General features: G+C 47.7%; 19 protein-coding genes. 5 read left to right on the forward strand and 14 right to left on the reverse strand.

From position 1 onward, the window contains the following. Positions 1-27: 27 nt before the first annotated feature. The 5 genes from BMY62_RS00175 to BMY62_RS00195 form a co-directional block, all read right to left on the reverse strand. Positions 28-1,896, reverse strand: a complete 1,869-nt coding sequence (locus tag BMY62_RS00175) for an acetyl-CoA hydrolase/transferase C-terminal domain-containing protein (RefSeq protein ID WP_090654854.1) — start codon at positions 1,894-1,896, stop codon at positions 28-30. Positions 1,897-1,903: 7 nt separating this feature from the next. Next, positions 1,904-3,997, reverse strand: coding sequence for a 3-hydroxyacyl-CoA dehydrogenase NAD-binding domain-containing protein (locus BMY62_RS00180; RefSeq protein ID WP_090654857.1), 2,094 nt, complete (start codon positions 3,995-3,997; stop codon positions 1,904-1,906). Positions 3,998-4,000: 3 nt separating this feature from the next. Next, positions 4,001-5,329, reverse strand: a complete 1,329-nt coding sequence (locus BMY62_RS00185; protein ID WP_090654859.1) for an acetyl-CoA C-acetyltransferase — start codon at positions 5,327-5,329, stop codon at positions 4,001-4,003. A 2-nt stretch (positions 5,330-5,331) separates the two neighbouring features. Beyond that, positions 5,332-7,554, reverse strand: a complete 2,223-nt coding sequence (locus BMY62_RS00190; protein WP_090654862.1) for an acyl-CoA dehydrogenase — start codon at positions 7,552-7,554, stop codon at positions 5,332-5,334. Between the two features lie 172 nt (positions 7,555-7,726). Continuing rightward, complete coding sequence (locus BMY62_RS00195) at positions 7,727-8,434, reverse strand: MauE/DoxX family redox-associated membrane protein (protein ID WP_090654865.1); 708 nt, start codon at positions 8,432-8,434, stop codon at positions 7,727-7,729. 252 nt (positions 8,435-8,686) lie between these two features. On the opposite strand from BMY62_RS00195, the gene BMY62_RS00200 reads away from it, so the two are divergent. Continuing rightward, positions 8,687-9,814 carry a TolB family protein gene (locus tag BMY62_RS00200; RefSeq protein ID WP_218142906.1) on the forward strand — a complete coding sequence of 376 codons (1,128 nt, stop codon included), beginning with the start codon at positions 8,687-8,689 and terminating at the stop codon, positions 9,812-9,814. A 163-nt stretch (positions 9,815-9,977) separates the two neighbouring features. On the opposite strand, the gene BMY62_RS00205 is transcribed toward BMY62_RS00200, so the two are convergent. Further along, the gene (locus BMY62_RS00205) at positions 9,978-10,670 is read right to left on the reverse strand and encodes a hypothetical protein (RefSeq protein WP_090654870.1); all 693 of its coding nucleotides are present in this window, start codon (positions 10,668-10,670) and stop codon (positions 9,978-9,980) included. A gap of 32 nt (positions 10,671-10,702) precedes the next feature. Then, positions 10,703-11,173, reverse strand: a complete 471-nt coding sequence (locus BMY62_RS00210) for a DUF4124 domain-containing protein (protein ID WP_090654873.1) — start codon at positions 11,171-11,173, stop codon at positions 10,703-10,705. Positions 11,174-11,366: 193 nt separating this feature from the next. Here BMY62_RS00210 and guaB point away from each other — a divergent pair, with 193 nt between their 5' ends. Together guaB and guaA are read left to right on the forward strand one after the other, a co-directional pair. After that, positions 11,367-12,830, forward strand: a complete 1,464-nt coding sequence (gene guaB / locus BMY62_RS00215; protein ID WP_090654876.1) for an IMP dehydrogenase — start codon at positions 11,367-11,369, stop codon at positions 12,828-12,830. Positions 12,831-12,841: 11 nt separating this feature from the next. Then, a complete protein-coding gene (gene guaA, locus BMY62_RS00220; RefSeq protein WP_090654879.1) occupies positions 12,842-14,404 on the forward strand; it encodes a glutamine-hydrolyzing GMP synthase in 1,563 nt (520 codons plus the stop codon). A gap of 151 nt (positions 14,405-14,555) precedes the next feature. Here the strand turns inward: guaA and BMY62_RS00225 are convergent, their stop codons facing one another. Continuing rightward, the gene (locus BMY62_RS00225; RefSeq protein ID WP_090654883.1) at positions 14,556-15,635 is read right to left on the reverse strand and encodes a hypothetical protein; all 1,080 of its coding nucleotides are present in this window, start codon (positions 15,633-15,635) and stop codon (positions 14,556-14,558) included. A gap of 192 nt (positions 15,636-15,827) precedes the next feature. Between BMY62_RS00225 and BMY62_RS00230 the strand changes: the two genes are divergently transcribed. Beyond that, on the forward strand, positions 15,828-16,034 hold the full coding sequence (locus BMY62_RS00230) for a hypothetical protein (protein ID WP_090654886.1): 207 nt from the start codon (positions 15,828-15,830) through the stop codon (positions 16,032-16,034). A gap of 105 nt (positions 16,035-16,139) precedes the next feature. Here BMY62_RS00230 and BMY62_RS00235 read toward each other — a convergent pair whose 3' ends face one another. Then, complete coding sequence (locus BMY62_RS00235; protein ID WP_090654889.1) at positions 16,140-16,565, reverse strand: hypothetical protein; 426 nt, start codon at positions 16,563-16,565, stop codon at positions 16,140-16,142. A 604-nt stretch (positions 16,566-17,169) separates the two neighbouring features. On the opposite strand from BMY62_RS00235, the gene BMY62_RS00245 reads away from it, so the two are divergent. Then, on the forward strand, positions 17,170-17,349 hold the full coding sequence (locus BMY62_RS00245; RefSeq protein WP_090654897.1) for a PLDc N-terminal domain-containing protein: 180 nt from the start codon (positions 17,170-17,172) through the stop codon (positions 17,347-17,349). A 183-nt stretch (positions 17,350-17,532) separates the two neighbouring features. On the opposite strand, the gene BMY62_RS00250 is transcribed toward BMY62_RS00245, so the two are convergent. The 5 genes from BMY62_RS00250 to BMY62_RS00270 all read right to left on the reverse strand — a co-directional run bounded on the left by BMY62_RS00250 (position 17,533) and on the right by BMY62_RS00270 (position 24,140). Continuing rightward, positions 17,533-18,675 (reverse strand): AI-2E family transporter, encoded by a 1,143-nt coding sequence (locus tag BMY62_RS00250; RefSeq protein WP_090654900.1) that lies wholly within the window; start codon positions 18,673-18,675, stop codon positions 17,533-17,535. Positions 18,676-18,832: 157 nt separating this feature from the next. Continuing rightward, the gene (locus BMY62_RS00255) at positions 18,833-19,207 is read right to left on the reverse strand and encodes a hypothetical protein (protein WP_090654903.1); all 375 of its coding nucleotides are present in this window, start codon (positions 19,205-19,207) and stop codon (positions 18,833-18,835) included. Between the two features lie 57 nt (positions 19,208-19,264). Then, on the reverse strand, positions 19,265-19,996 hold the full coding sequence (locus BMY62_RS00260; RefSeq protein ID WP_090654906.1) for a lysozyme: 732 nt from the start codon (positions 19,994-19,996) through the stop codon (positions 19,265-19,267). A 378-nt stretch (positions 19,997-20,374) separates the two neighbouring features. Continuing rightward, positions 20,375-23,173 (reverse strand): CHAT domain-containing protein, encoded by a 2,799-nt coding sequence (locus BMY62_RS00265; protein ID WP_090654909.1) that lies wholly within the window; start codon positions 23,171-23,173, stop codon positions 20,375-20,377. Position 23,174: 1 nt separating this feature from the next. Next, on the reverse strand, positions 23,175-24,140 hold the full coding sequence (locus BMY62_RS00270) for a CFI-box-CTERM domain-containing protein (RefSeq protein WP_090654913.1): 966 nt from the start codon (positions 24,138-24,140) through the stop codon (positions 23,175-23,177). Between the last annotated feature and the right edge of the window lie 9 nt (positions 24,141-24,149).

The following is a 24,149-nucleotide window of genomic DNA, read 5'->3' on the forward strand; positions in this document are numbered from 1 at the left end:
GCATGCATTTACCGCAATCAAACTTACTCATAGCTCTCTCGATTGCCGAAGCGCGGCTGTCAGTATTTTTTGGTAGCCGAACTCTTTAAGGCCTGCCGGTTTATTTAATTGCATGCGTTCCAGGCATGCAGTTTCGGCTGAAGTCAAATCTCCTGACATGAATCCATCGATAAACAGACGCAGCAATGCATGTTTTGAACGAGATTTCTGTTTTAAAATTTCCAGTGCCGGCAGCAGGCGCTGCTCGGTTTGCGTGAAGTCGGTGCCAAATGGAAATGTCGTCAATATACCCGCTTCTCTGGCCGGTTGCAGTGCTGTCCTGATTCGATCCGGTGTATTGTTGCGGTAGGCCTTTGGTATGGTCCAGTGCGGATCGATCTTGCCGGCCGCTTTCGCTTTTTTCAGCAAATCGTCCTGAAACCGCGAATCCGTAATAGACAGCATTGCGGCTATCGCTTGTGCATCTGACTTGCCACGCAGTTTTGCTATGCCGTATTCTGTGACTACTCGATCACGCAGATGCCAGGGTATCGTTTCATGGCCGTAGGACCAGGTAATATTCGATACCGTCTGGCCTTGGGACTGGCGCGTGGCATTCAGCGTAATAATTGAAAATGCATCGTCGAGCGACAAAGCCTGAGCAACAAAATTATACTGTCCACCGACCCCGCTCACGACAGCGCCATCCTCCAATGCGTCTGATATGACAGAGCCGCGCAGGGTTGCAAGCATGGCGTTGTTGATAAAGCTGGCTTTAAAGCGCGCACGCCGCTTGCTCATCTCGTCACCAAAAATCTCATTGGTAAAACTGACGGCCTTCATTTGAAAGCGTGCCCTTTCTTTCGCGGACATTTCGCGTAAACGACGATAAAAGTCCCTGCATTCAACAAAAAAAGCGCCATGTAGAACCGCTCCATTGATGTCGCGTTTGAGTATGCCATTGTCTGCCAGTCTCAGGAAACCATCAACGAACATCTCGCTCATGCCGTAAATGCCGTCCCGGAATGGTTGGTCATCATAGTGGTCACTGTTATCAGCAGTATGCTGACCGGCAAGATCATCAATCAGTTTTCTGAAGATGGCGTTATGCTTGTGACGTAGAATCAGCGCATGAGAAACTGCGTCACCAATCGAGCCGATCCCGATCTGAAGTGTGCCGCCATCACGCACCAATCGGGATGCATGAAGTCCGATCGCCTGATCTGCAAGGCTGACAGGTCGTTTGGGCGCGCTGTACAGCTCGTGTTCACTGTCCGGGCTTTCAAGCAACAGGTCCAGCTCCTGTGTCCCGATTTGCGAATCGCCGTACATGAACGGTAGCTGGCGGTTGATCTGTGCCGCAAAAAGAAACCGGGCGCGTCCTTTACGCCGTACATTTAATAAATCCGCTGTAATATCGGGATTGCAACTCAGGTTGTATTCATCACCTTCGTGTGTTACCAGCTGCGCCAGAACATTCACGCCGTTGTCCAGAAGGCAATCCAAAGCATGTGAATAATTGACTGGAATATATTGCTGCTGCGCTGCTGGAACTTTCAACCACTGTCCGGCAAGAAAGAAGAATTCATTCACCACAATATTCCGTGGCAGTTTTCCCATCCGCATCAATTTTGCATAAATCAGATCCGGATAATCGCCAAAAAGGCGGTTGAGTGCGGGTTCAAAAAAACGGCGCTTGAACTCGCTGTTCAATTCTGGCCGTTCCAGCGTCAATGCGGTAAAAATCTGTAAATTGATACTTTGGTCTGCCAGCGCCCGTTCGACCAGTGCGTTGGCAATATGGCTGGCTTTCCCAAGGCCAAGCGGCAAAGCAAGTTGGATGCGTTTGCCCGCCTGCCTGATAATGTCATTCGCCAGCGCATCGGGACACGAGTATACGACCGGCTTATTATCCATAAAACAGTTATAACGACTGCCAGCCCTGATCCGGCTTGAACCGCTCGCCATGCTGCTGGCTCAGCTTTTCGAGAGTCGTGACAATTTCGTTTGCGCCTCGTGTGCGGGCGTAGTGGATAGGGCCGCCCCGAAAAGGCGCAAAACCGGTCGCAAAAATCATTGCACCATCAAGATGATCTGGATCCTTGACGATCCCCAGACGGTGACATTCCACACAGGCGTCGAGCATAGGCAGAATCAGTCGATCGGTTAAGTGATCATCGGGTATATTCGTTTCCTGTTTACTGGTGCTTTTTTTATCACGTTTGATTTTTCCATTTTCCCATTGATAAAAGCCCTTGCCGGATTTTTTTCCAAGTTCTCCGTTTTCGGCTTTTTTGCGTACATTGTCTGGAATCCTGGCCATCGGCTTGTCCAGTAAATCAGCCAGCATATCTGCCACATGGATACAAATATCCAGGCCGATTTGGTCGATCAACTCCACTGGACCCATCGGCATACCGAAATTTTTAGCTATCTCATCAATGCGTGTTTTGTCGATACCTTCCTCGAGCATGACAATAGCTTCCAGCAGATAGGGTGTCAGTGCCCGGTTGACCAGAAAGCCGGGATAACTCGCTACCTGTACCGGAATTTTTCCTATATCGCGAGTGAACGCAAGAATCCGTTCAACTACATCCGTGCTGGTATTGTCATGAGCAATCGCTTCCACCATGAGCATTTTGGAAACCGGATTGAAAAAATGCAGACCCATAAAGCGCGCAGGATTTCTCAGGCCGTCTGTAAGTTTTTCGATCAGGATGCTTGAAGTGTTGGTCACCAGAATGGCATTGGCTTTCATGCGCGGTTCAATGGTTTGATACAGTTTTTTCTTGATATCGATTTTTTCAGGAACAGCTTCGATTATCAAATCCGCGTTTTCCAGACCGTCATTGCGCATGTCCGGAATCAAACGGTCAAGCGTGTCGCGTGTCTCAGCGCCGGTTCTGTGTTTGTCTCGGCAAAGCTGCCCGGTATTGTTGACGGCCTTGGCGACAGGTTCAGCCTGTTGATCGGATAACGTTACCTTCAGGCCCTGCATGGCGCACCAACCCGCAATTTCGCCGCCCATTGAACCGGCACCGATGATATGGACGTGTTGAATATCGGCGCGCGCTTTTGCCTGGTTTTTTAACGACTGGTGCAGAAAGAAAATGCGCACAAGATTCCGGGCAGTTTCGCTCGTTATTAGACTGGCAAATGACTGAATTTCCGCTGCCTGCATTTTATGTGTGCTGCTGCCGAATTTTTCCCAGAGATCGATCAGTGCATAAGGCGCAGGGTAATAGGTGGATGGTGCTTTTTTTTCACTTTCGGCACGCATCTTTTTTGCAGCGAATTTACGTACTGCCAGCGTATTCAGCATGAAATTACTGAATTTGCGCCTGCGTTTCCTGACGCCTTTTTCAATCGCTGCGCATACCGCATTTTCGACATGGCGGCTTTCAACCAGATCGTCAACCAGTCCCTGGCTTTTGGTTTGCCTGTCATACGCCGATTTGCCGGTCAGCATCATGGTCATGGCAGTGACTGGATTGATCAGGCGCGTCAAACGGTATGTGCCGCCCAGTCCGGGGTGTACGCCGAGACGGATCTCGGGAAAACCCATTTCCAGTCCGTTTTTAACACCAATGCGTTGCTGGCAGGCTAACGCCAGTTCCAGACCGCCGCCAAGGCAGTGTCCGTGAATCACGGCAACGGTAGGTACATCCAGCGACGCCAGCCTGTCTAAAACTGCATGGCCGCGATGCAGCATATTTGCCATTTCGGATTCATCGTGGCTTTTGAATGATTTAATATCAGCGCCTGCGCAGAATCCCTTGGGCTTTGCGGAACCGATAACCAGCGCCGTAGGCGATTTATTGTCGATATCATCAAGTATTTCACTGAGCTCCTGAAGTACGTCTTCGGACAGCGTGTTGGCGCTGCTGTCCTGCTTGTCCAGCTGCAGCCATAATATGCTACGCTCATCAAGCCGGGAGAGCCAGTTAGGTTTTACTGATGTATACGTTGGTCCGTATTGATTCAGGTTCTCAACATGCTCGAGTACGTCAACTTTCATGATTTATACCTTTTCTATTAGCATCGCGCCGCCCTGTCCGCCGCCGATGCATTCTGTGGCAATACCGTTTTTTTTGTCCAGGCGGTGCATCGCGTTGACCAGATGCAAAACGATACGGTTGCCGCTGGTGCCAACAGGGTGTCCCAATCCAATTGCGCCGCCATCTACATTGAGAATGGACTGATCCATTTCTCCCATCGGTTGTTCGAGTCCCAGTACCGATTTGCAGAAATCCGTATCATTCCATGCTTTCAGACATGCCAGTACCTGTGCAGCAAATGCTTCGTTAATTTCCCACAAATCAATATTATCCAATGTGAGTTGATGGCGCTTCATGATGGCCGTCGAGGATAAAACAGGCCCCAGTCCCATGATGGAAGGGCTGAGCGCCGACCATTCGCTGTCTTTTATTATTGCCCTGGGCTCCAGCTTGTATCGGTTGACAGCATCTTCTGAAGCGAGAATAACCCATGAAGCGCCATCGGTTATCTGGGAGCTGTTTCCTGGCGTTACTTTTCCGTGTGGCGGTTCAAAAGCAGGCGAGAGCTTTGCCAGTTTCTCAAGTGATGAGTCCGGACGAACACCGTCGTCATGTTCAAAAACCTGTCCGCAACTGCTGAAAGCAGGCTCGATTTCGTTCTGCAGAAATCCTTCCTGCTGCGCCCGATGCAGTCGTGAATGGCTGGCTACTGCATACTCATCAGCCTGTTGGCGTGTAATATCGAACAAATATGCCAGCTTTTCGGCGGTTTGCCCCATGTTCATTTCGACTACTGGATCGGTCAGGCCACGCAGCAGGCCGATGACAGGCTTTAGATACCCCGGTTTGAAAGCGGCCAGGGATTTAATTTTCTGGGCCAAAGAACTGGCCCTGTTTAACGAGGCGAACCACTCAACCGCCTGGCGCCTGAAAAACAGCGGCGCGTGGCTTAATGCTTCCGCACCGCCGGCCAGTATCAGATCGGCATTACCGGCGCGGATGTATTTATATGCGGTGTCGATGGATTGCATGCCTGAGCCGCAATTAATTTGTACGGTAAACGCCGGCATGCTGTCGCCCATGCCCAGGCGTAATGCGGCGATACGAGCCGGGTTCATCTCATCAGAAATCACGCTGACACAGCCGAGGATAACTTCATCGAAGTCACTGGGGTGAAAGGGTTGGCGCAACAGCAACGGGCGACCGCATTGCACGGCAAGATCCACCGGTGTAAACGGGCCGGGCTTGCCGCGCGCCTTGATAAACGGTGTGCGGGCTCCGTCGATGATATACACCGGGCGTCCCTGAAGTACCTGTGCTTCACTGTGTTGATGTAATGTTGTCTGCACCATGGTTATTCCTTTTGTATTCCTGTTAATACACCGGCATCAAAGTCATCCACCGCGATGACCTGTGCTACAGCTGCTTCTGCTGCTTTGAGCTTCTCGGCTTCGGCATTCGACAGAATGCCTTGCTCGAGCGCCTGTTCGATATTGTAGATACGTGCTTTTTTCATTTTCTCCGTTATCGAACTGCTTTCGTCGACCAGTCTGAAGGCCTTTTCCAGAATCGATACGGCACCGTGCTCATTACCGGCATGCAGGCCTTCGGTCAGGCGTTCCCGCTGCGTGGATGGCTCAAGCAAAAATTCCGCGCATTGCCTGATCAGATTGTCCGAGGGGCCATAGGTCCGCGGTCCCAGAGGCATGGTGATGAAGCGGGCCAGCCAGGCCATGAAGCGGTTCGGCAGATTTCTGAACACGGCGTCCAGCCGGTTTTCAATAACGGTAAAACTTTCCTGTACACAATATTCAACGAGGGGCAGGTCTTGGTTTTTTTTACCGTCATCCTGCCATCGTTTTAATACGGCAGAGATAAAATAGAGTTCTGAGAGGATGTCGCCCAGGCGCGCGGACAGCATTTCTTTGCGTTTTAATGCGCCTCCCAGTGTCAGAAACGCGAAATCGGCAACCAGGGCGAAAGCAGCCGCGTAGCGGCTTAACTGCTTATAGTATGGCAATAGTTGATCAGGGACGGATGGAACGGGTGAATATTTTCCGTTTGTCCAGCTGCGCAGCCATGCACGCCCCAGAGTTTTTGTGCTGTGTGCAACATGGCCCCAGAAAGCTTTATCAAATTCGACAAGCGCTTTTTTCTGATCCTCTTCTTCCAATGCCAGTATTTCTTTCAAGAGCCAGGGATGACAGCGGATGGCACCTTGTCCGAAGATGATCATGTTGCGTGTCAGGATATTTGCTCCTTCAACCGTGATGCCGATCGGCACCGCCCGGTATAAGTTGCCAAGATAATTTGACGGCCCATCGATTACCGCCTTGCCGGCATGTACGTCCATGGCGTCATTGATCGCGTCACGCATCCGGTAGGTTGTGTGCGCTTTCATGATTGCGGAAATTACGGCGAGTTTATAACCCTGATCAAGTCCGGCACAGGTTAATTGACGTGCAGCGTCAAGCAGATAGGCGTTCGCAGCCAGTTTTCCAAGGCGGGCCTGTACACCCTCGAATTTTCCGATCGGAATATGAAACTGCTGTCTGATGCGGGCATAGGCGCCTGTTGTTCGTGCTGAAAAAGCGGTTGCAGCGGCTGCAAGTGAAGGGAGGGAAATGCCTCGCCCGGCTGCAAGCGCCTCCATCAGCATTTTCCAGCCTTTACCGATCTGCTGCGGGCCGCCGATGACGAAATCCAGCGGAATAAATACATCCTTACCCCAGTTGGGGCCATTCTGGAACATTTGGTAGCATGGCAAATGGCGTCGACCGATATTGATGCCGTTCAGGTCAGTCGGAATCAAAGCCACTGTGATGCCCAGTTCCTCCTGGTTACCAATCAAATGCTCGGGATCATACAGTTTGAAAGCCAGGCCCAGCACGGTTGCTACAGGCCCGAGCGTGATGTAACGCTTATGCCAGTTTAAACGAATGCCGGTCATTTCCTCGCCCTGATAAGTGCCTTTGCAGATGACGCCGTTGTCATCCATGGAGGAAGCGTCTGAGCCTGCCTGCGGACTGGTTAATCCGAAACAGGGAATTTCCGTGCCGTTTGCCAGCCGTGGCAGCCAGTGGTCCTGCTGTGCTTTCGTGCCGAATTCCATGAGCAATTCACCCGGGCCGAGCGAATTGGGTACCATCACTGTGACCGCGGCTACTACGGACCGGCTGGCGATTTTGCGGATGACCTGTGAATTGGCATAGGCCGAAAAGCCGAGTCCGCCGTATTGTTGCGGAATAATCATCGCGAAAAATTTATGGGTACGGATGAAATGCCAGATCTCAGGTGGCAGGTCTTTACGTTCCCAGTTGATTTCCCAGTCGTTGAGCATACCGCACAATTCTTCGACCGGGCCATCCAGAAATGCCTGCTCATCTTGTGACAGTTTAACGGGAGGTGTTTGCAAAAGCTTTGACCAATCAGGATTGCCGGTGAACAATTCCGCGTCCCACCAGACATCTCCAGCTTCCAGCGCTTCGCGCTCAGTATCCGATATGCCTGGCAGAGCCTTGCGCATGCGTTTGAGGATAGGGCGGGTCAGGAGATGGCGGCGCAGTGTCGTGAGCATAAAATATCCTTGTATACGTGCGCTTTCAGCGCATTCCAGTATTTGTCCCCGTTAAGCGTGAGCGGTTGACAGCCAGTAAGAAAACATCTGTTACAGGCGATCCTGTATTGCCATAGTTATTCTGTGACACGCAGCCTTCTGCGTCAAATGGGACTGTTTGCCCGAGTTGGTTTTACACAAACAGCACCCAGGCACCCATGATAGCCATCATTGCATTCTCGGTAAAGCTGACGGTGCCCAGTGGAACATTTGAATTGCCGCCAACACATGCGCAGTTCAAATCGGTTTTGTCGATATATACCGCCTTAAATACTGAAATACCACCGGCGATACCGACAAACAATGATACCCATCCGGTAATATGCAGATATTGGGGTGTCAAAAAACCCAGGCCTGCGATCAGTTCGGCAAAAGGATAGACTTTTCCATAAAACGGCAGACGCTGTGTGATCAGATCGTAATTTTTAAACCCTGATACGAAGCTGTTTATGTCCATCAGTTTCAGACACGCCAGTAAACACAGTGCATATCCCATGAAGCTGAACATGATGGTATCGGTCGACAAGGCCATCAGCAGTGCGATACCAAAAACGGCGATTACCGGAATATAGGATGTTTCTTCTCTGTTTTCATTTTGGTCATCGGTATCGATATCAAAGTAATCAGCCAGTTCGGTATAACCACCAATGCGCTCGTTGTTCAAAAATATCTGGGGTGTTGTCTCTACATCCCATTTTTCTTTGAATGCATCTTCATCGGTTGTGGATGCGAAGATGTGATCTTTAAAATCAATGTCTTTTTCGCGTAATAATTTAACGGCCTTTTTGCCCCAGGGACAATCATTACGACGAAATATCTGATTGGATTCTTGTTGATTCATGGCTGCTCCTGATTTTATCAATGTGAATCGTGGCCAGGTATAAAAGTTCCTGTCCTGGAAGCGGTGGCTGGTGCGCCATCGGGTATCGGCATCATGATTCGGTGCCGTCAGGCCGGTTTTTGCTGCACAGTATTTAGCACATGGTACGTGAATATCAGGTCTTATAGGATGCAATTTATTGTGCAATTGTTTGCAAAATCGACTGGGCGATATGCTAATGTTTGTATTTTTTTAACGTGAATAAGTGATTCTATGAGAAATAGACTGTACATCTCCAATTTTTTTTCAGGCATGTTTGCCCGCGTCCTGTTATCGGTGCTGATAACAGTAATGTTTGGCTTTGCCAACGCAGGTAATACAGATTTCATCACTGAGGATTTCGTGCTGTCCGATACCGAAAAGGAAAAGCGTGTCGGCGAAGCTTATTACCGGGCCGACCAGAAATGGATGGTTTATCAGGCGGAAGTGGCAGATGAAAACCCTTTTTACCAGATTTATCTGAAGCATCTGGAGACCGGCAAGATCCGTCAGGTATCACCCGGTATCGGGAAAACCACATGCTCCTGGGTTCATCCATCGGCGGACAAAGTGTTGTTTTCTTCGACGCACGAAGATCCGGATGCAAGGAACAAAATGACAGCGGAACTGGAGCGTAGAAAATCGGGTGAACGAAAGTCATATGCCTGGGATTATGATGAACATTATGATATTTACGAAACCGATCTGGAAGGCAATAACATCAGAAATTTGACCAATGTTTTGGGATATGATGCGGAGGCGTCCTGGTCTCCGGACGGCAACTATATTGCATTTGCTTCAAACAGGCGTGCCTATACTGAAAAACTGACTGAAGCCGAGGCGGAATTGTTCAAAAAGGATCCGTCTTCAATGATCGATATTTATATCATGGATGCTGATGGCTCGAATGTAAAACGACTCACGCATACCAATGTCTACGATGGCGGTCCTTTTTTTAGCACGGATGGCAAACGCATCGTCTGGCGGCGTTTTTCTCCAAACGGCCGGGAAGCGGAAGTATTCACGATGAATATCGACGGTACCGATCAAAAACAGATTACGCATCTGAAGGCACTGTCATGGGCGCCATTTTATCATCCGTCCAACGAATATATTATTTTCTCGACCAATATCCATGGACACAGAAATTTCGAATTGTACATCGTAGATGTAGAAGGAGAAAAATCGCCTGTCCGTGTTACCGATAAACCTGGATTTGACGGTTTGCCTGTTTTTACACCGGACGGAAATTACCTGACATGGACCAGTGATCGTGTGCCGACCAAAAAAGGCCATTTGTTTCACGGCAAGTGGAATCATGAAAAGGCAATGCAGAGCCTGTCCCTGAAACGGTCGGAGTGATCTGGATACAGAGGTAAAAACACGTTATTGCGCTGATTAAATTATGCTGATTAATCAGATGACAGTGAGTTTGCGTATCCGCTATTACAGCGCATGACGTGTATTGCGCTTGTTTGTCTTAAACCGGTTTTTCAAAATTGGGCTGTATTTGTTAGGAGGCAGGTTATTTCTGTTCCTGCCGCTTCTGTTTTCCCTGTGCTACAGCGCTTCGTAAAGCAGCCAGTTTTTGCGCGAGTACTGCATTTTTTTCATTAGTGGCGATCGGATTCTGATGGATGGGAACAGTAGCTGCAGTTGCAGACGCTGTTTCGTTGGCAGGTTGCGGCTTTTTGACGCGCCTGACAGATAAGACACGACGTACAAGTAACAGTATAAGCACAGCCAGAATTCCGGCTGATGCGGGTATCAAATAAGTCGAATACCGGGAGAAGAGAGTTCGCCAGCTTTGTATATCAAAAAAGGTTATATTCGTTTCGGAATAAACCTGTGTAGTTGCTGAACCAACCATGAACCGACCGGGTTCGGCATCGGCGGTTTCTAGTGAACTGCCCTGGTTATCCAAATCGCTTTCTATCTGAATAGTCTGCACCGGTTGTTGCTGTTCGATGACCGCAGTATTAAGGACGGCAATTTTTTGTTCCAGACGTGCTATACGTTCGTTCAATGCTTCGATAATTTGAGTTTCTTCTGCAGCTTTCTGTTCCAGCGTGTTAATCGCCTGCAGTAATCGCGAATCGATAGGGGTTTCGTCGGAACGATCTGGACGGTGCTGTGGTGCCGTATCGCTTGATACGGCACCAGTAAATAACAACACAAAGAAAAAAATCAAAAATGTTGTTAATTTGATATGCGGCATTTAATGTGCGATAAATTGCTGTAAATTAAATTTTACTTGCAAAACGTTTTAATGCTTTCATTGGCTTCATCAATTTTTTGCTGGCGCAGGTTGTCATCGGCATAGACCAGACCCCCTTTGCCATCCGGGATTCGTAACCGGGGTGATTCAGAAAATACTCTTAATCTGCTCTGTGCGTCAACACATTTTTTTTGATTCTCGGCGGCTTCAGTTTTTCGCTGTGCTTCTTTTTTTAATCTTTCCTGGCGGCGTTTGTCGTATTCGAGTCTTTGTTCGACCAGTTCATCAGTCTTATCCGTCTCAGTGTCGCTCATCGTGCTGGCAGCAGATACAGGTGTGGGCGATGCTTGAATTTTAAGTTGTTGTTCGTTCTGAACATTGGCAGATGGCGGCGGCTGGTCTGAATACTGTGTTTTGCCCTGTTCATCAACCCATTTAAAAAGCTGTGCTGATACCGGCAAACTGAAAGACAACACCGATACTATGAAAATAAGATAACGCATTTTTTTCTCCAAAAAACTGATAAGTCAATAAAAAAATGACCGACATTAACAGTATTCATTACGGATCAATCTGCCATAAAGTGAGCATCTAAACGGTAATAATTTGAAAAACATATCATTCGATAGTTGAATTGCTGCAAAAAATATTCATGAATTGGATATAATATCGCTTTGTAATGGATAGATATTTCGTATGCAGTTAATTCAAGAAGCGCTTACCTTCGATGATGTTCTATTAATTCCCGCATATTCTGCAGTCTTGCCGAGAGAAGTCAGTCTCGTAACGCAATTGACGCGCACAATTTCCCTGAATATTCCATTGGCGTCCGCAGCGATGGACACTGTTACCGAAGCCGATCTGGCAATTGCCATTGCTCAGGAGGGCGGTATTGGTATTTTGCATAAAAATATGCCGATTGAAGCACAGGCAGCTCAAGTGGCAAAAGTCAAGCGTTTCGAAAGCGGAGTCGTCAAAGATCCCATTACGATTCACCAGAATATGACGGTGCGAGAGGTTCTGGAACTGATTCGTGCCCATAAAATCTCCGGCCTGCCCGTTGTGAACGGAAAAAAGGTTGTCGGTATCGTAACAAACCGGGATCTCCGTTTTGAAACCAACCTGGATCAGTTGGTGAAAAATATCATGACGCCCAAAAAACGGCTGGTTACGGTCAGTGAGAATACCTCACGCGATGAAGTGATGAATCTGCTGCATAAGCATAGACTTGAGCGCGTGCTGGTTGTAAATGAACAGTTTGAATTAAAGGGGCTGATTACAGTCAAGGATATCACCAAGATTTCAGAATATCCGCTTGCCTGCAAGGACGATCAGGAACGTTTGCGTGTTGGTGCCGCGATCGGCGTAGGCGAGGGTAGTGACGAGCGAACTGAAGCACTGGTAAAGGCAGGTGTCGATGTGATTGTCGTGGATACTGCGCATGGTCATTCGCAAAGTGTGCTTGAGCGAATTAAGTGGATCAAACAGCAGTATCCGGAAATTCAGGTTATCGGTGGCAATGTGGCCACTGCAGATGCAGCACGTGCACTTGTGGATTGCGGGGCTGATGCCGTCAAAGTCGGGATCGGGCCGGGTTCGATCTGTACGACGCGTGTCGTTGCCGGTGTCGGTGTCCCCCAGATAACGGCGATTCGTAACGTTTCCGAAGCGCTCAGTGGGACTGGCGTGCCGGTTATCGCGGATGGCGGCATTCGTTATTCAGGCGACATTGCCAAAGCACTGGCAGCCGGTGCCGATCTGGTGATGCTGGGCGGTTTGCTGGCTGGAACCACCGAATCGCCCGGAGAGATCGAACTGTATCAGGGGCGTTCTTATAAAACCTATCGCGGCATGGGATCGCTTTCAGCCATGCAGCAGGGTTCCAGCGACCGTTATTTTCAAGAGAAAGAGCAAAAAAATAACGACAAGCTGGTGCCGGAAGGCGTTGAAGGACGTGTGCCATTTAAAGGCAGCATTGCATTGGTCATTCATCAGTTGATGGGTGGCGTGCGTTCCAGTATGGGTTATTTGGGTTGCTCCAGTATTGCGGAGATGCATGAAAAAGCTGAATTTGTCCAGATTACTGCCGCAGGGGTACGCGAGTCTCATGTACATGATGTGCAGATTACGAAAGAAGCGCCTAACTATCATATCAAGTAAAACAGGCCGACATGCATCAAAAAATTCTTATCCTGGATTTCGGGTCCCAGTATACGCAGCTGATTGCCCGGCGTGTGCGTGAATCGGGTGTGTATTGCGAGCTGCATCCCTACGATGTAACTGCTGAATTTATTGAACGCTTTTCTCCACAGGGCATTATACTGTCGGGCGGGCCGGCTTCTGTGGTAGAAATTGAAACACCGCGCGCACCACAGATCGTATTTGAGCTTGGTGTGCCTGTTCTGGGTATCTGTTATGGCATGCAGACGATGGCTGCCCAGCTTGGTGGAATCGTTGAAAATGCAGTCGTCCGCGAATTCGGATATGCCGAGATTTCGACCACAGGCGGCGGCACATTATTGATGGACATTCAGGACCGTATCGACACTCAGGGTCAAAACATACTGGATGTCTGGATGAGTCACGGCGACAAGGTCGAAACGATGCCGCCCGGCTTTCAGGTAATGGCGCTGAATGCGGCAACACCGATTGCCGCGATGGCTGACGAGCAGCGCCGTTTTTATGGTATCCAGTTTCATCCTGAAGTGACGCACACTTTGCAGGGAAAAGCGATTATCGACCGTTTTTTGCATGACATTTGCAATCTCGGCCGCGACTGGAATATGCCTGATTATGTCGAAGAAGCAATCGGCAGGATACGAGCGACCGTCGGGCATGATGGCGTGATTCTGGGTTTGTCGGGCGGAGTGGATTCCTCGGTTGCAGCGGCACTGATCCACAAAGCAGTTGGCGACCAGTTGACCTGCGTGTTCGTAGACAACGGATTATTGCGCGCCAACGAGGCCAGGCAGGTAATGGATACTTTTGCCAATCATCTTGAGGTTAAGGTGATTCATGTGGATGCCAGCCGGATTTTTTTTGAGCGGCTTAAGGGCGTCAACGACCCTGAAGAAAAACGTCGTATTATCGGTCGTGAGTTTGTCGAGATTTTTCAGGGTGAGGCCGAAAAAATAATCGATGCCCAGTGGCTGGCGCAGGGTACGATTTATCCGGATGTGATTGAATCGGCGGGGGGCAAGACCAAAAAAGCGAATACCATCAAATCACACCACAATGTTGGTGGTTTGCCGGAAACGCTTCATTTAAAACTACTCGAGCCTTTACGCGAACTGTTCAAAGACGAGGTGCGCGAGCTTGGTCTGGCACTTGGCCTGCCGCGCGATATGATCAACCGCCATCCTTTTCCTGGCCCGGGGCTGGGCGTACGGATTCTCGGCGAAGTCAAATACGAATATGCAGAGCTGCTCAGGCACGCCGATCAGATTTTTATTGAAGAGCTGCACCGCGCTGGCTGGTATCAAAAAACATCCCAGGCGTTTGCAGTTTTTGTGCCGGTAAAATCGGTGGGTGTCATGGGGGACGGTCGCACCTACGAATATGTAATCGCTTTGCGTGCGGTGCAAACCCAGGATTTCATGACCGCCAACTGGGCCGAGCTGCCGTATTCGCTACTCGGCAAGGTTTCAAACCGTATCATCAATGAGATCCGGGGAATCAACCGGGTCGTATACGATATCTCTGGAAAACCACCAGCGACGATTGAGTGGGAGTAGTCAGAGTCGGCGTTTCATTTTGAATTTACGTGTTGTTTTTGATTGCCTCGAAATCATATCTCCGGCACTGCCGGAGATATGAAGCAGGACGAGATATGGTTTATTTCATATTCCCATAAGAAGACATATGTTCCGGGTTTAGCCCGACTGTCTACCGGGGAACAACTGTTATAGTTTTACCGGTATGGCTGTCATCCAGTTTCTTCAACCCGCCATTCGGTGTATTTACTTTCAGTTTATTAATAGGCTTGGTGGTGGTTTCTTTGGGAGTGGCTGTATCAATCAAAGGTTTTCCTTTAAATGTTTTGCCATTAATCAAGGTATGTGCTTTGCTGTTACAGGTCTTGCCTTTCAGTTTCAATAATTCGTTTATCGCCAGACCAATTTCACTGGTGAGTACGGATGTCAGCACATACCTATAATAACCGACGTCATATCGGCTGCCCTTGAAGTTTCCAGTGAAGTCGTTTATTTTGATTCGAGGAAATTTTGCGCTGCCAAATTTTTCTTCAATTTGACCTATGGTGTAAAACAGAGATACGGCATGGGATTTCAAGTAAGATTCGATTGCTTTTTTGTTACTACGAGCAGGTAGTTTTTTACCAGTAATTGCTTCTACCGCCTTCTGGTTATCGTACAGGAAATCCACTGTATTTTTATCCAGTCGACCGGTACGGCCATATTCCAGAAAATCCACCAGCCATTGATAGATAGCAGTATTTTGATCAATGATTTTCCAGTAGCCGATATTGTATATGGCAGTATAGGACTCAATGCCCACCAACGAAATCAGCGCTCCGATGCCGGTGCTCGCAGATACGACTTCGGCGGTCAATTCCATCGACGACAGCAAAGTAGCCAGAATACTTACGCTTTCACCTGTTACAAGCCCTTTGATTTCATCAGCCAAATCGCATTGCTTGATGTCGATTTTGAATCTTTCTTTCCATTTGATTAGCAACGCCAGATTCTTGTCTGTAATGTAATTTTTATCCAGCTGCTTTTTTATCTCCTGCAATTGCGCAATGCGTTGACTGATTGTTACTTTGCACTGGCTGCATGTGTCAAGTTCCAGTGTCTTGGCCTGTGCATATGCGGTATTTTGGAAACCACTGAATCCGGAAAATAGTAATAATAGAAAAAATACGATATGCCATTGAAAAATTGATTTTTTTGAGTGATCAAGCTGTTTTCGAACTACTGCATCCTGATTTGATTTGATGGTATTCATTTCATGCTCCTTGTGCGTTGATTAAAAAATGACAACTACATTTTTCTTTACGTACGAGACAGAGATTTGGATTGGTCTGTAAAACAACGAATACCTGGTTGCAAATTAACCTACTGAATTTAGATATTAATTTTTTATGCCATTTAACTCCAGTGAAGCGGGTGAGAGCTGTAGTTCGGGACAGGAATATATGTGGAGGATGAATCTGGAGTTGAGAATTTAGAACAACAGGGAGGGTTCTTGCATTTTTCCAGGCATGAAGCGCTAGCCGCTTTTTGGTCAGAAAACCGTTATTCAGCGGCGTTACTCATGCTATGGATTTGTGCATGGTATGATAAGCGTGCCGCTACATACCGTTCTAATCGAATCGTAAAAGCGCATGCGTCAGGCTGGTATTAGCGGCGTTTATTTTCGAACGACATGTTTCGAGAAATGCTGAGACGTCTATGAAACATTATATTTCAAACGACTCATTTTTCTGCCGTGCGCTTATTAATCAATTCGTCAATACTGGAATAATTTGCTCAGTTCCAGTCGCAACGATTCAGGCGTTTGTGGTGTGTACAGCGTTTGCAGTCTGTCTCCGTCAGCCGAGAAAAATACCAATCCAGCCGGCATCAGGCCGTGCCTGTCGGTAAATGTTCTACCTTCCGGTGTATTGATGTCGGCGACGATAAAAGCCAGACGCTCTGCATAGTCATCTCTGATCGCATTCATGGCTGCCATTGTTTCTCCACTCTGAAGAATATTGTCGTCATGGACCAGCAACAGTACAGGTGTTCCCTGGCCAATTAAGGATGTGTCACCCGAAAAACCGCGGGGTAGAAGCGATACGGCAAAGAACACGATCACCAGGATCAACGTTAGTGTAACAAACTTCGGCCATTTGCTTTGTTTAACTGCAGGCTGTTTTATTTTCTTGTTTGGCATTGTTGTCGCTCGATCAATGGATAAGTAAATTTCGTGACAGTTTAACAAAATTATTAGTGCGGCGTGCGGGTTGAATCAACGAAGCATGACAGTCGGGACAATGAAGTTGAGAGGTTTCAGTAATTACAAAGTTATCTGTTTTGTTTGGATAAAAATGTACCAGGAAAATGTTGTAATTGTATGTGGCACCTATTTCCAAGTGCGAAAGATCCATCGGTTCATGTGGTGCGATGCCAGTCTGCTGTTCCGGAACAAAGCAGTTCAACGTTTCTTTAGCGTGCGTCATTGATCGTGAAATGGTACGGTTGTTATTTTAATTATTGATTTCATCGCTTAATTCGGAAATCAACGTAATCCCAGGGCAAATTATATCAAGTGATATGCCTGATTTTTACTGCCGAAACATTATCGGTGCGTTGATTGGACTGCTTATCTTGATTCGTGGTTTGATCGTTGCCAGATTGGTTTTCTGCTGATAGATTGTTACGAAAAACTCCCGGCTTCTCTTGGAAGCAACACTAATACTGCTTGGCGCTTTAATTACGGTATCATTGCAACTTGTGCGTGTAGTTACAATTTGCACCTCTTGCAGAAGGAGTAGCCAATGGGTATTGAAGTGGGCGGTTTTTTTGGATTGATATTACTGATTCTGAATGTATGGGCTATTGTTAGGGTCGTACAGAGTGCTGCGGGTACAGGCAGTAAAGTACTCTGGATTGTATTGATACTGTTGTTGCCAGTGTTCGGCTTGATTATGTGGTTTTTTTTCGGACCCAAAGGGTAGTGGTAATGCTGTATCGGGGAAGGACCTTGTTCAGGCCTGATGCCAAAGCATAGTTCGGCAGGCTTGCCATTCGAAATGGCTGGCTACTTGTAGCACTGCTCAAAAAGTTATTCAATTGCTTTTGAGTTTAATGGACTGACTGGCGGGAAAGCTTGTATGTATTCCGGTTGATGTTTCCGGTTGTTATTGTTTTGTCGGATTTTCATTGGCAGTCTGATTTTTGGTCGTATCCGATTCGGTTTTCGGTTGATCATGATCATTGTTTACACCAGTATCTGCAACGCCAGCATTGAGATCTTTGCCAAAGATCTGCCAGAAGGCGACGAACAGAACAGCGATCAAAGGGCCAACCACAAATCCGTTAATACCGAACAATCCGATTCCGCCGAGTGTGGAAAGCAACACCATCCAGTCCGGCAGCTTGGTATCGCGGCCGACCAGAATGGGACGCAATACGTTATCGGCAAGACCGATAACCAGGATACCGTAGGCGACTAATATTGAAGCTTCCGCCCACTGCCCGTCAGCGTAAAGGTAAACGGCAGCTGGTAGCCAGATCAGGCCAGCGCCGACTGCCGGTATCAGTGATAATACCGCCATCACTACTCCCCATAACAGTGGTGCGGGAATATCGAGAACCCAGAAAATGAAACCACCCAGTGCGCCCTGAACCATTGCCACTACTAGATTACCCTTGACAGTCGCACGTGCTACGCCTGCAATATTTTGAAACAGCAACCGTTCGCGTTCGTCGCCCAGCGGAATGACATAAACCAGTTTTTCTATCAACTGTCTGCCGTCACGCAGCAGGAAAAATGCGATATACAGCATCAACGCAAGTTTCAGTAGAAAATTGAAAGTGCCGACACCCACCGCTACGGCGTTTTGCGTCAGGAAACTGCCGGTGGCCAGTGCAGCTTTGGTCGCATTCTCACGCAGAGAGGAAATGTCCACGCCTATGCGCTCCAGAAATTCCTGTGCTACCGGAAAAGCCTGGCGAATTCGGTCAATGTATTGCGCAGGTTGAATTTCACCGGTGTCGATGCGCTGATATAAAGCTATACCCTGTTGTAGAAATGAAGTCAGCAGCAGTAACACAGGAATAACAACCAGAAAAACACAGGCAGTCAATGTGATCAGGGCGGTGAAATTTGGATGCTCACCCACTTTTCTTTCAAGCCACATTTGCATTGGGTGGAATAGAATTGCAATGATGCACGCCCACAGAATTGATTCAAAAAATGGTTGAAGCAGAAATAAAAACAGACAGGAAACAAACGTCAATATGATCAGAAAAGTCCATCGCTCAAGTTCTTCTACTTTCATAATTCGCCATCTGCAAGTACATGAATTTCAAAAATGCTGGAAACAATAATGCTGGAATCAAGCTAAAAATGGCGAATCGCCGCTAGTAGATTACTGATCGGCAATAAATTCTGGCATTGCCGATGTGCTTTAATTATTGATGTTAGCAGTTTTATGGTCAGAACCATTCCTGGAAAAAAGGCTGTGTTTCAGCTTTTCTGACAATATCATTCTCTTCTTCGGCCGGACCAAGGGCTCTTTCTTTAACTGTGGTTTCCTGTCTGTCCCGTTCTATAATCGCCATACCGGCCTGGTTCAGCCCGACTGCGACCGAGAAAATAGTAATTGAATTAATAATATAGAAAATCAATTTATAGTAAAACGCAACCGATTTGTCTGCCAGAGCCATTGAACCAAATACGAAGCTGACTATCAGTGCGGTAACGGCACCTGGAAACCCGAATGTGGTTACCAGAGTGCCTGTAATCATGGTTGTCGCACTGCCGGCAAGGCCTGGCGTGATCATTGACCTGGAACTAATAAAATTATCCATGCTGTCACCTGTTAAGGTTATTTGATTATGGTTGTGTCTGCTATATCAGTAAACGGATCAGCTGTTCAGCTCGCCTTCCCGGATATCAATGTCCGGCAATTCTTCGCCTTCCTGCGGTAACAAGCGCGGTATGGCTGTTCCTTCCAGATACAAGTCTATTTCACGCTCGCGGCGTGTCACGAGCCCTTGCCATACTTTGCCGCCAGCGCGTATCCAGCGTCTGAATTGCGCAGGAACTTCGGAATGCTGTTGTGCATTTATTTTTTTGAGCAACGTTGATTTGTTGAAGTTACCACTGCCTACATTAAAAACAAAATCTACTAATGCGGCATACTGGCCGTCAGTCAACTCGACAGATACTGCCTGCATCACTGAATATTTGGCCCAATTCATATCCTCAACGAGTAGCGCTTCACCCTGTTGTTCAGAGATCCCGGATTTGAATTCCTCTTTTTCAGTACCGTCACAGGCAGATTTTTTGATCAGATGTCCATATCCAATGGTGCAAAAACCAGCTGCATCATTATAAAGTCGTCCACGAAAACCTTCTGAAATTTTGGTTAGTTCTATTCCCGGTGGATATACCTTTCTTAATTCAACACCTTCAGGAATCAAAGCGCGCGTTTCTTCTAAAAAAATCCCGGGTGTCAATGCGTCCGATATTTGTTCAACCGGCTGCTGTTTTTGTTGTTCCTGTTGTTCTTGTTCCTGCGGTTGTTGTTCGGCGCAACCTGATAACTGCATAAATAGCGCGACGCTGAGAATAATCACTATAATAGCTTTATGCATTTTTTCTCCTTTTAATTGATACGATTAAATCATCTTGTTAAAAGTAACTAGAGTTTAGAGCGAGCTTACTCCTCCAGGCTAATATTTTTTAGCCTGTTTTAGCTAGTCGCCCTATGTTTTTTCCTTTTGTTACGCAGTCTTAATCCGCTCACACTCAGAATCAAAAGTAACTTACGCTATGTTTTGTAGTTATTGCAGTCTTCTGCTATTCCAGCCCTAAAGCAAATTTGTAGCTGTGTTCAGACTAACCTCTCTGATCGAAAATAATACTGTAAACAGCGAATTGTATTGTGAACATGTCAGGCTATTGTTCATGATGCAATAGTGCCAGATTTTGAAGTGTCCGGATATATTTTAGTATCAACTATAGTGAATCATTTATAGGCCATTGCCAATTAAAATAAAAGATGCCCAGTAATACGGGTGAGCTGTGGACCGGTTCTGATCCGGTGTTGCATTCTGTTCAATCTGTACGCCTCGATCATCGCCTGGCATGGTGGTTACTGGTTGTTCATTCAGCATGGATAGCTGTGCTTTCCTGAGTGCAGCTGCTTTTGTCGTGCCGGGCAGTCTGAGCTGTCTGTAGAATTGATTCATCAGCAACTGTGTACCACGGTCATCAACTGACCATAATGAAGCGAGCGTAGATTTTGCACCCGCGCTTTCCATGAGGAAGCCCAATCCCAGAATTTCCTCGCCCTGGCCAAAAACTGCTCCCAGGGCTGTTTCACAAGCGCTCAGCACAATCAAATCGATATTTGTCAGGCTCCACTCGTATTTAACCTGGTCAACGGTTACTCTTTCACCATTCCCGAACAGGATAAATGATTCATACGCCTTGCCCGGCACCAGCGCTGCATGTGTTGCGAAATGGACGATGTTGAAGTGATTGATGTCAGTAACCACAACTTCCGGCGTGAAATTTTTATCCAGAAGTTTGGTCATATCGGGATAAATTTCAGAAAGATTATTCACTTCCTCGCCGGCATAGCGTAATCCCCTGAAATCAAACGTCTGCTCTCCAATGGTAAATGTGTAATTACCCGTGGTAAAAGCGGCCGCCAGTAATTTTGTTTCTTTGGCCGGACGAGTGTCCAGGTCAGTTAGCGAAAATGCGGTAATGTTGTTAATGTTATAACGTTGTACCAGCCATTGCTGGCCGTCATGCAGGGCCGCCAGGGGAATATATCGCAATATGCCATCCGGTGCATATAGAATGGTATCCGCATTGACCTCATTTAATATGTGTTCTACTGGTTTGATGAGCCAGCGGTATAAACTGTGTGCATAATCCTGTACTGTGTCGTTACGTTCGATTAGCGCGGTCCGGAAATCCAATACCGTCTGGTTCAGTACCTGGCGGTCAATGGGAACCGGGACGTGCAAGGGAGGGGTAAGTCCTGTTACCAGAACCAGTTCGATTCGGTCTTCCATGATCAATGGATAAAGCAGTACAACATGGTCTCCCAGTTGTTTTAAATTGTCACGCAACGGTCTTAATTGTTCCAGTGCGGGCATTTGCGTACGGACCTCGCGGCTGAGCTGATCGATCAGGTCTCGGATTTCATTGCTTTCGATAAAGCTGACAAACCCTCTTTGTAACTGTTGCTCCTGTTTGATGAGTTGTTGCAGCATTTCGTTTTGCGCGGCTGTGCGTATGTCTCTATCAATCTTGTGTAATGCGGCCAGTTCCTTGCCCACCCGGATGGATTGCTGTAATAGCTGTGCATATTGCTTCTGGATCTGTTGTTCGGGTGATAGCATGGTGATTCCTGCTGCCGTTCGTGTGTTTCCGCGAACGGGACCTAAAAATTGTGCGGCTTCCTGAATTTTTAATAAATCCAGAATCTGCTGCGCTTCAATCACTCTGTCCTGCTGAAGCAATAAATCAGCGAGTTTGCGATAAAAATCCTGTACACGGTTTAAATACGCTTTTTGTTCTTGCTGGGGCAGTATCTGGAGTTCTTCGCGTATCGACTCGCTGATATTGACAGCAAGTTTGTAAAATACGATGGCCAGCGTTTTCTGCCCCGATTGTGTGAACAGATCGCCCATGTTGGCCAATGTAATTCTCTCGCTTTCGCGGTCACCGGACTCATGCCAGATCAGCAGCGCCTTCTGAAAAAAATCCAGTGCTGGCGCATGTCTGTTCATTTGCGCATAGACGCTGCCGATACTGTCATAAGTTGCTGCAATCTGGATTCGGGTATGCAATTCTTCCAGAACCGGCAAAGCCTTAAACAGGGTTTCAAGCGCTTCTTCCTGCCGCCCCATTTCGTTGAGCAGCATACCAAGATTGTTACGGGTTTCCGCCGCGCCGAAACGGTCGTGAATTGTTTCACGCAAGGCGATAGCCTGCCTGAAGGCATCCAGTGCGACTGTATAATTCTGCAGCTCGGATTCGATATAGCCGATATTGTGATATGCAGACGCTATACCTGCCGTGTTGCCGGCCTGCTGATAGATGGCCATGGCACGATACTGATGGGTCAGTGCTTTTTCATATTGTCCCATTTCGGCATAAACCGAACTCAGATTGGTTTGAATGTTCCCCAAATCGCTGGATGTCGCATGGTCGGCTTCAGCAAATAGCTGCTGTGCCTGCTTATAGTGCGTAATGGCTTTGATATAGCGTCCCTGAGCGAGATAGGTGGCTGCAAGATTGCCCAGTGTGCGGGCTCTGCCGAGTGTGTCGCTGTTAGTAACCCGTAATTCCAGCGCCTTGCTCAGATGTGCCCGGGATTTATCAATGTTGCCGGTTTTTTGATGAGCCAGTCCGAGCATGTTGTGCAAAATGGCACGGTCATCCACGCTGCCGGTTTCCTGCAGTGTCAGTGCCTGCTCAAAGCTTTCAATCGCTGCACTGCTGTTCTGCAGTTTAAGATAGGCACGTCCCATTTTATAATAAAGATCTGCGCGCATGGCATCGCCATGATCAGACGGCAAATAAGCCTGCGCATTCTGGTAATGTCTCAGTGCCGCTAGATAATCTTGTTTCTGGTATGCCGTAAAACCGGCATGGCGTTCGTGTTCGGCCCGATCGGAAAGCCGGCTGTCGATCAAATCATAAAACGATGAACAGGCTGCTGTAACTGCAATCAGTAGAAAAGAAATACAGCCCCTGATCACTCGAAACCGATAAAACGTACTGTTTGCATAGTTGCCGGCTGCACCCACATCAATTGGTATTGTATGATATTCGTCTGTTTCTTCGCAGTAAGAATGCTGCCAGCAAAACTGCCAGACTCACAGCCAGAACTACAGGATGCTTGACGGCAAATACGAGCGGCCAGAGCAGTGTCCGTGTTACAGATCTGGCCGTTTCGTACCTGGAGATAAAATCAGCAATCGGGGGCGAATAGGTCTCATAAAAAGCGATGATGCTTCTGCCCCATGCCGAGTTAGCCAGATGGTTATCTCTGAATTGTCTGAGAGTCTGTACTTCTCTTGCCATTGGGCTGCCATATGCGGCAGTGGCGATAAAGCAGGGATGGCTCTGCCGGCGGTCGCCAACATTTGGTTGTCCTGGTCCGTATCCCGAATCGCTCAAATGATCCGCGTCATCGGCAAAACCTTGCTGGCCGGTCGTCATTTTTCGCATAATTGTCTGCTGGTTTTCCATATTTTCTATCTGGCCTTTCATATGATTTAACTGCTCATGCATTCGGCCTATTTCCAGTTGCAATTCCTGCCGGATTTGCGGTTGTGCAGTGTTTTCCAGAATGCGTTGTTTGTCTCTAATCTGGCGTTCGAGCTGCAGCGCATTATCGCGCACGCGATTGGTTTGTATTTTTAAATCATTTAATTCTCTTTGTATCTGTAACCGCTCGCTTTGATCTAATGGCTTTTGAATCAGGAGTCGTTCGGGTTCTCCGGTGGACGTGGGTTCTGCTGCTGGTGTTCTTTTCTGGATACGTAGCGGTTCCCTGCTGCGTAACGGTTCCCGATTGTCTGGCAGTTCCTGAATTTTCAGTTTGCGTGGCTGAATTACCTGGGCCCTGTCGGTCTGAGTACGAATATCCGCAGGGAATCGCTTAATCATGCTGTCTTTTTCATCAGCATAAGCGGCTAAAGAAAAAAACAACCAAAGAACGCAGTATGCTTTTACATAAAGAACCGGTCTGATAAAAGTTGTAGTCAACATTGTGAAATT

The organism is Nitrosomonas marina (assembly GCF_900111605.1).
Lineage (GTDB): Bacteria > Pseudomonadota > Gammaproteobacteria > Burkholderiales > Nitrosomonadaceae > Nitrosomonas > Nitrosomonas marina_A.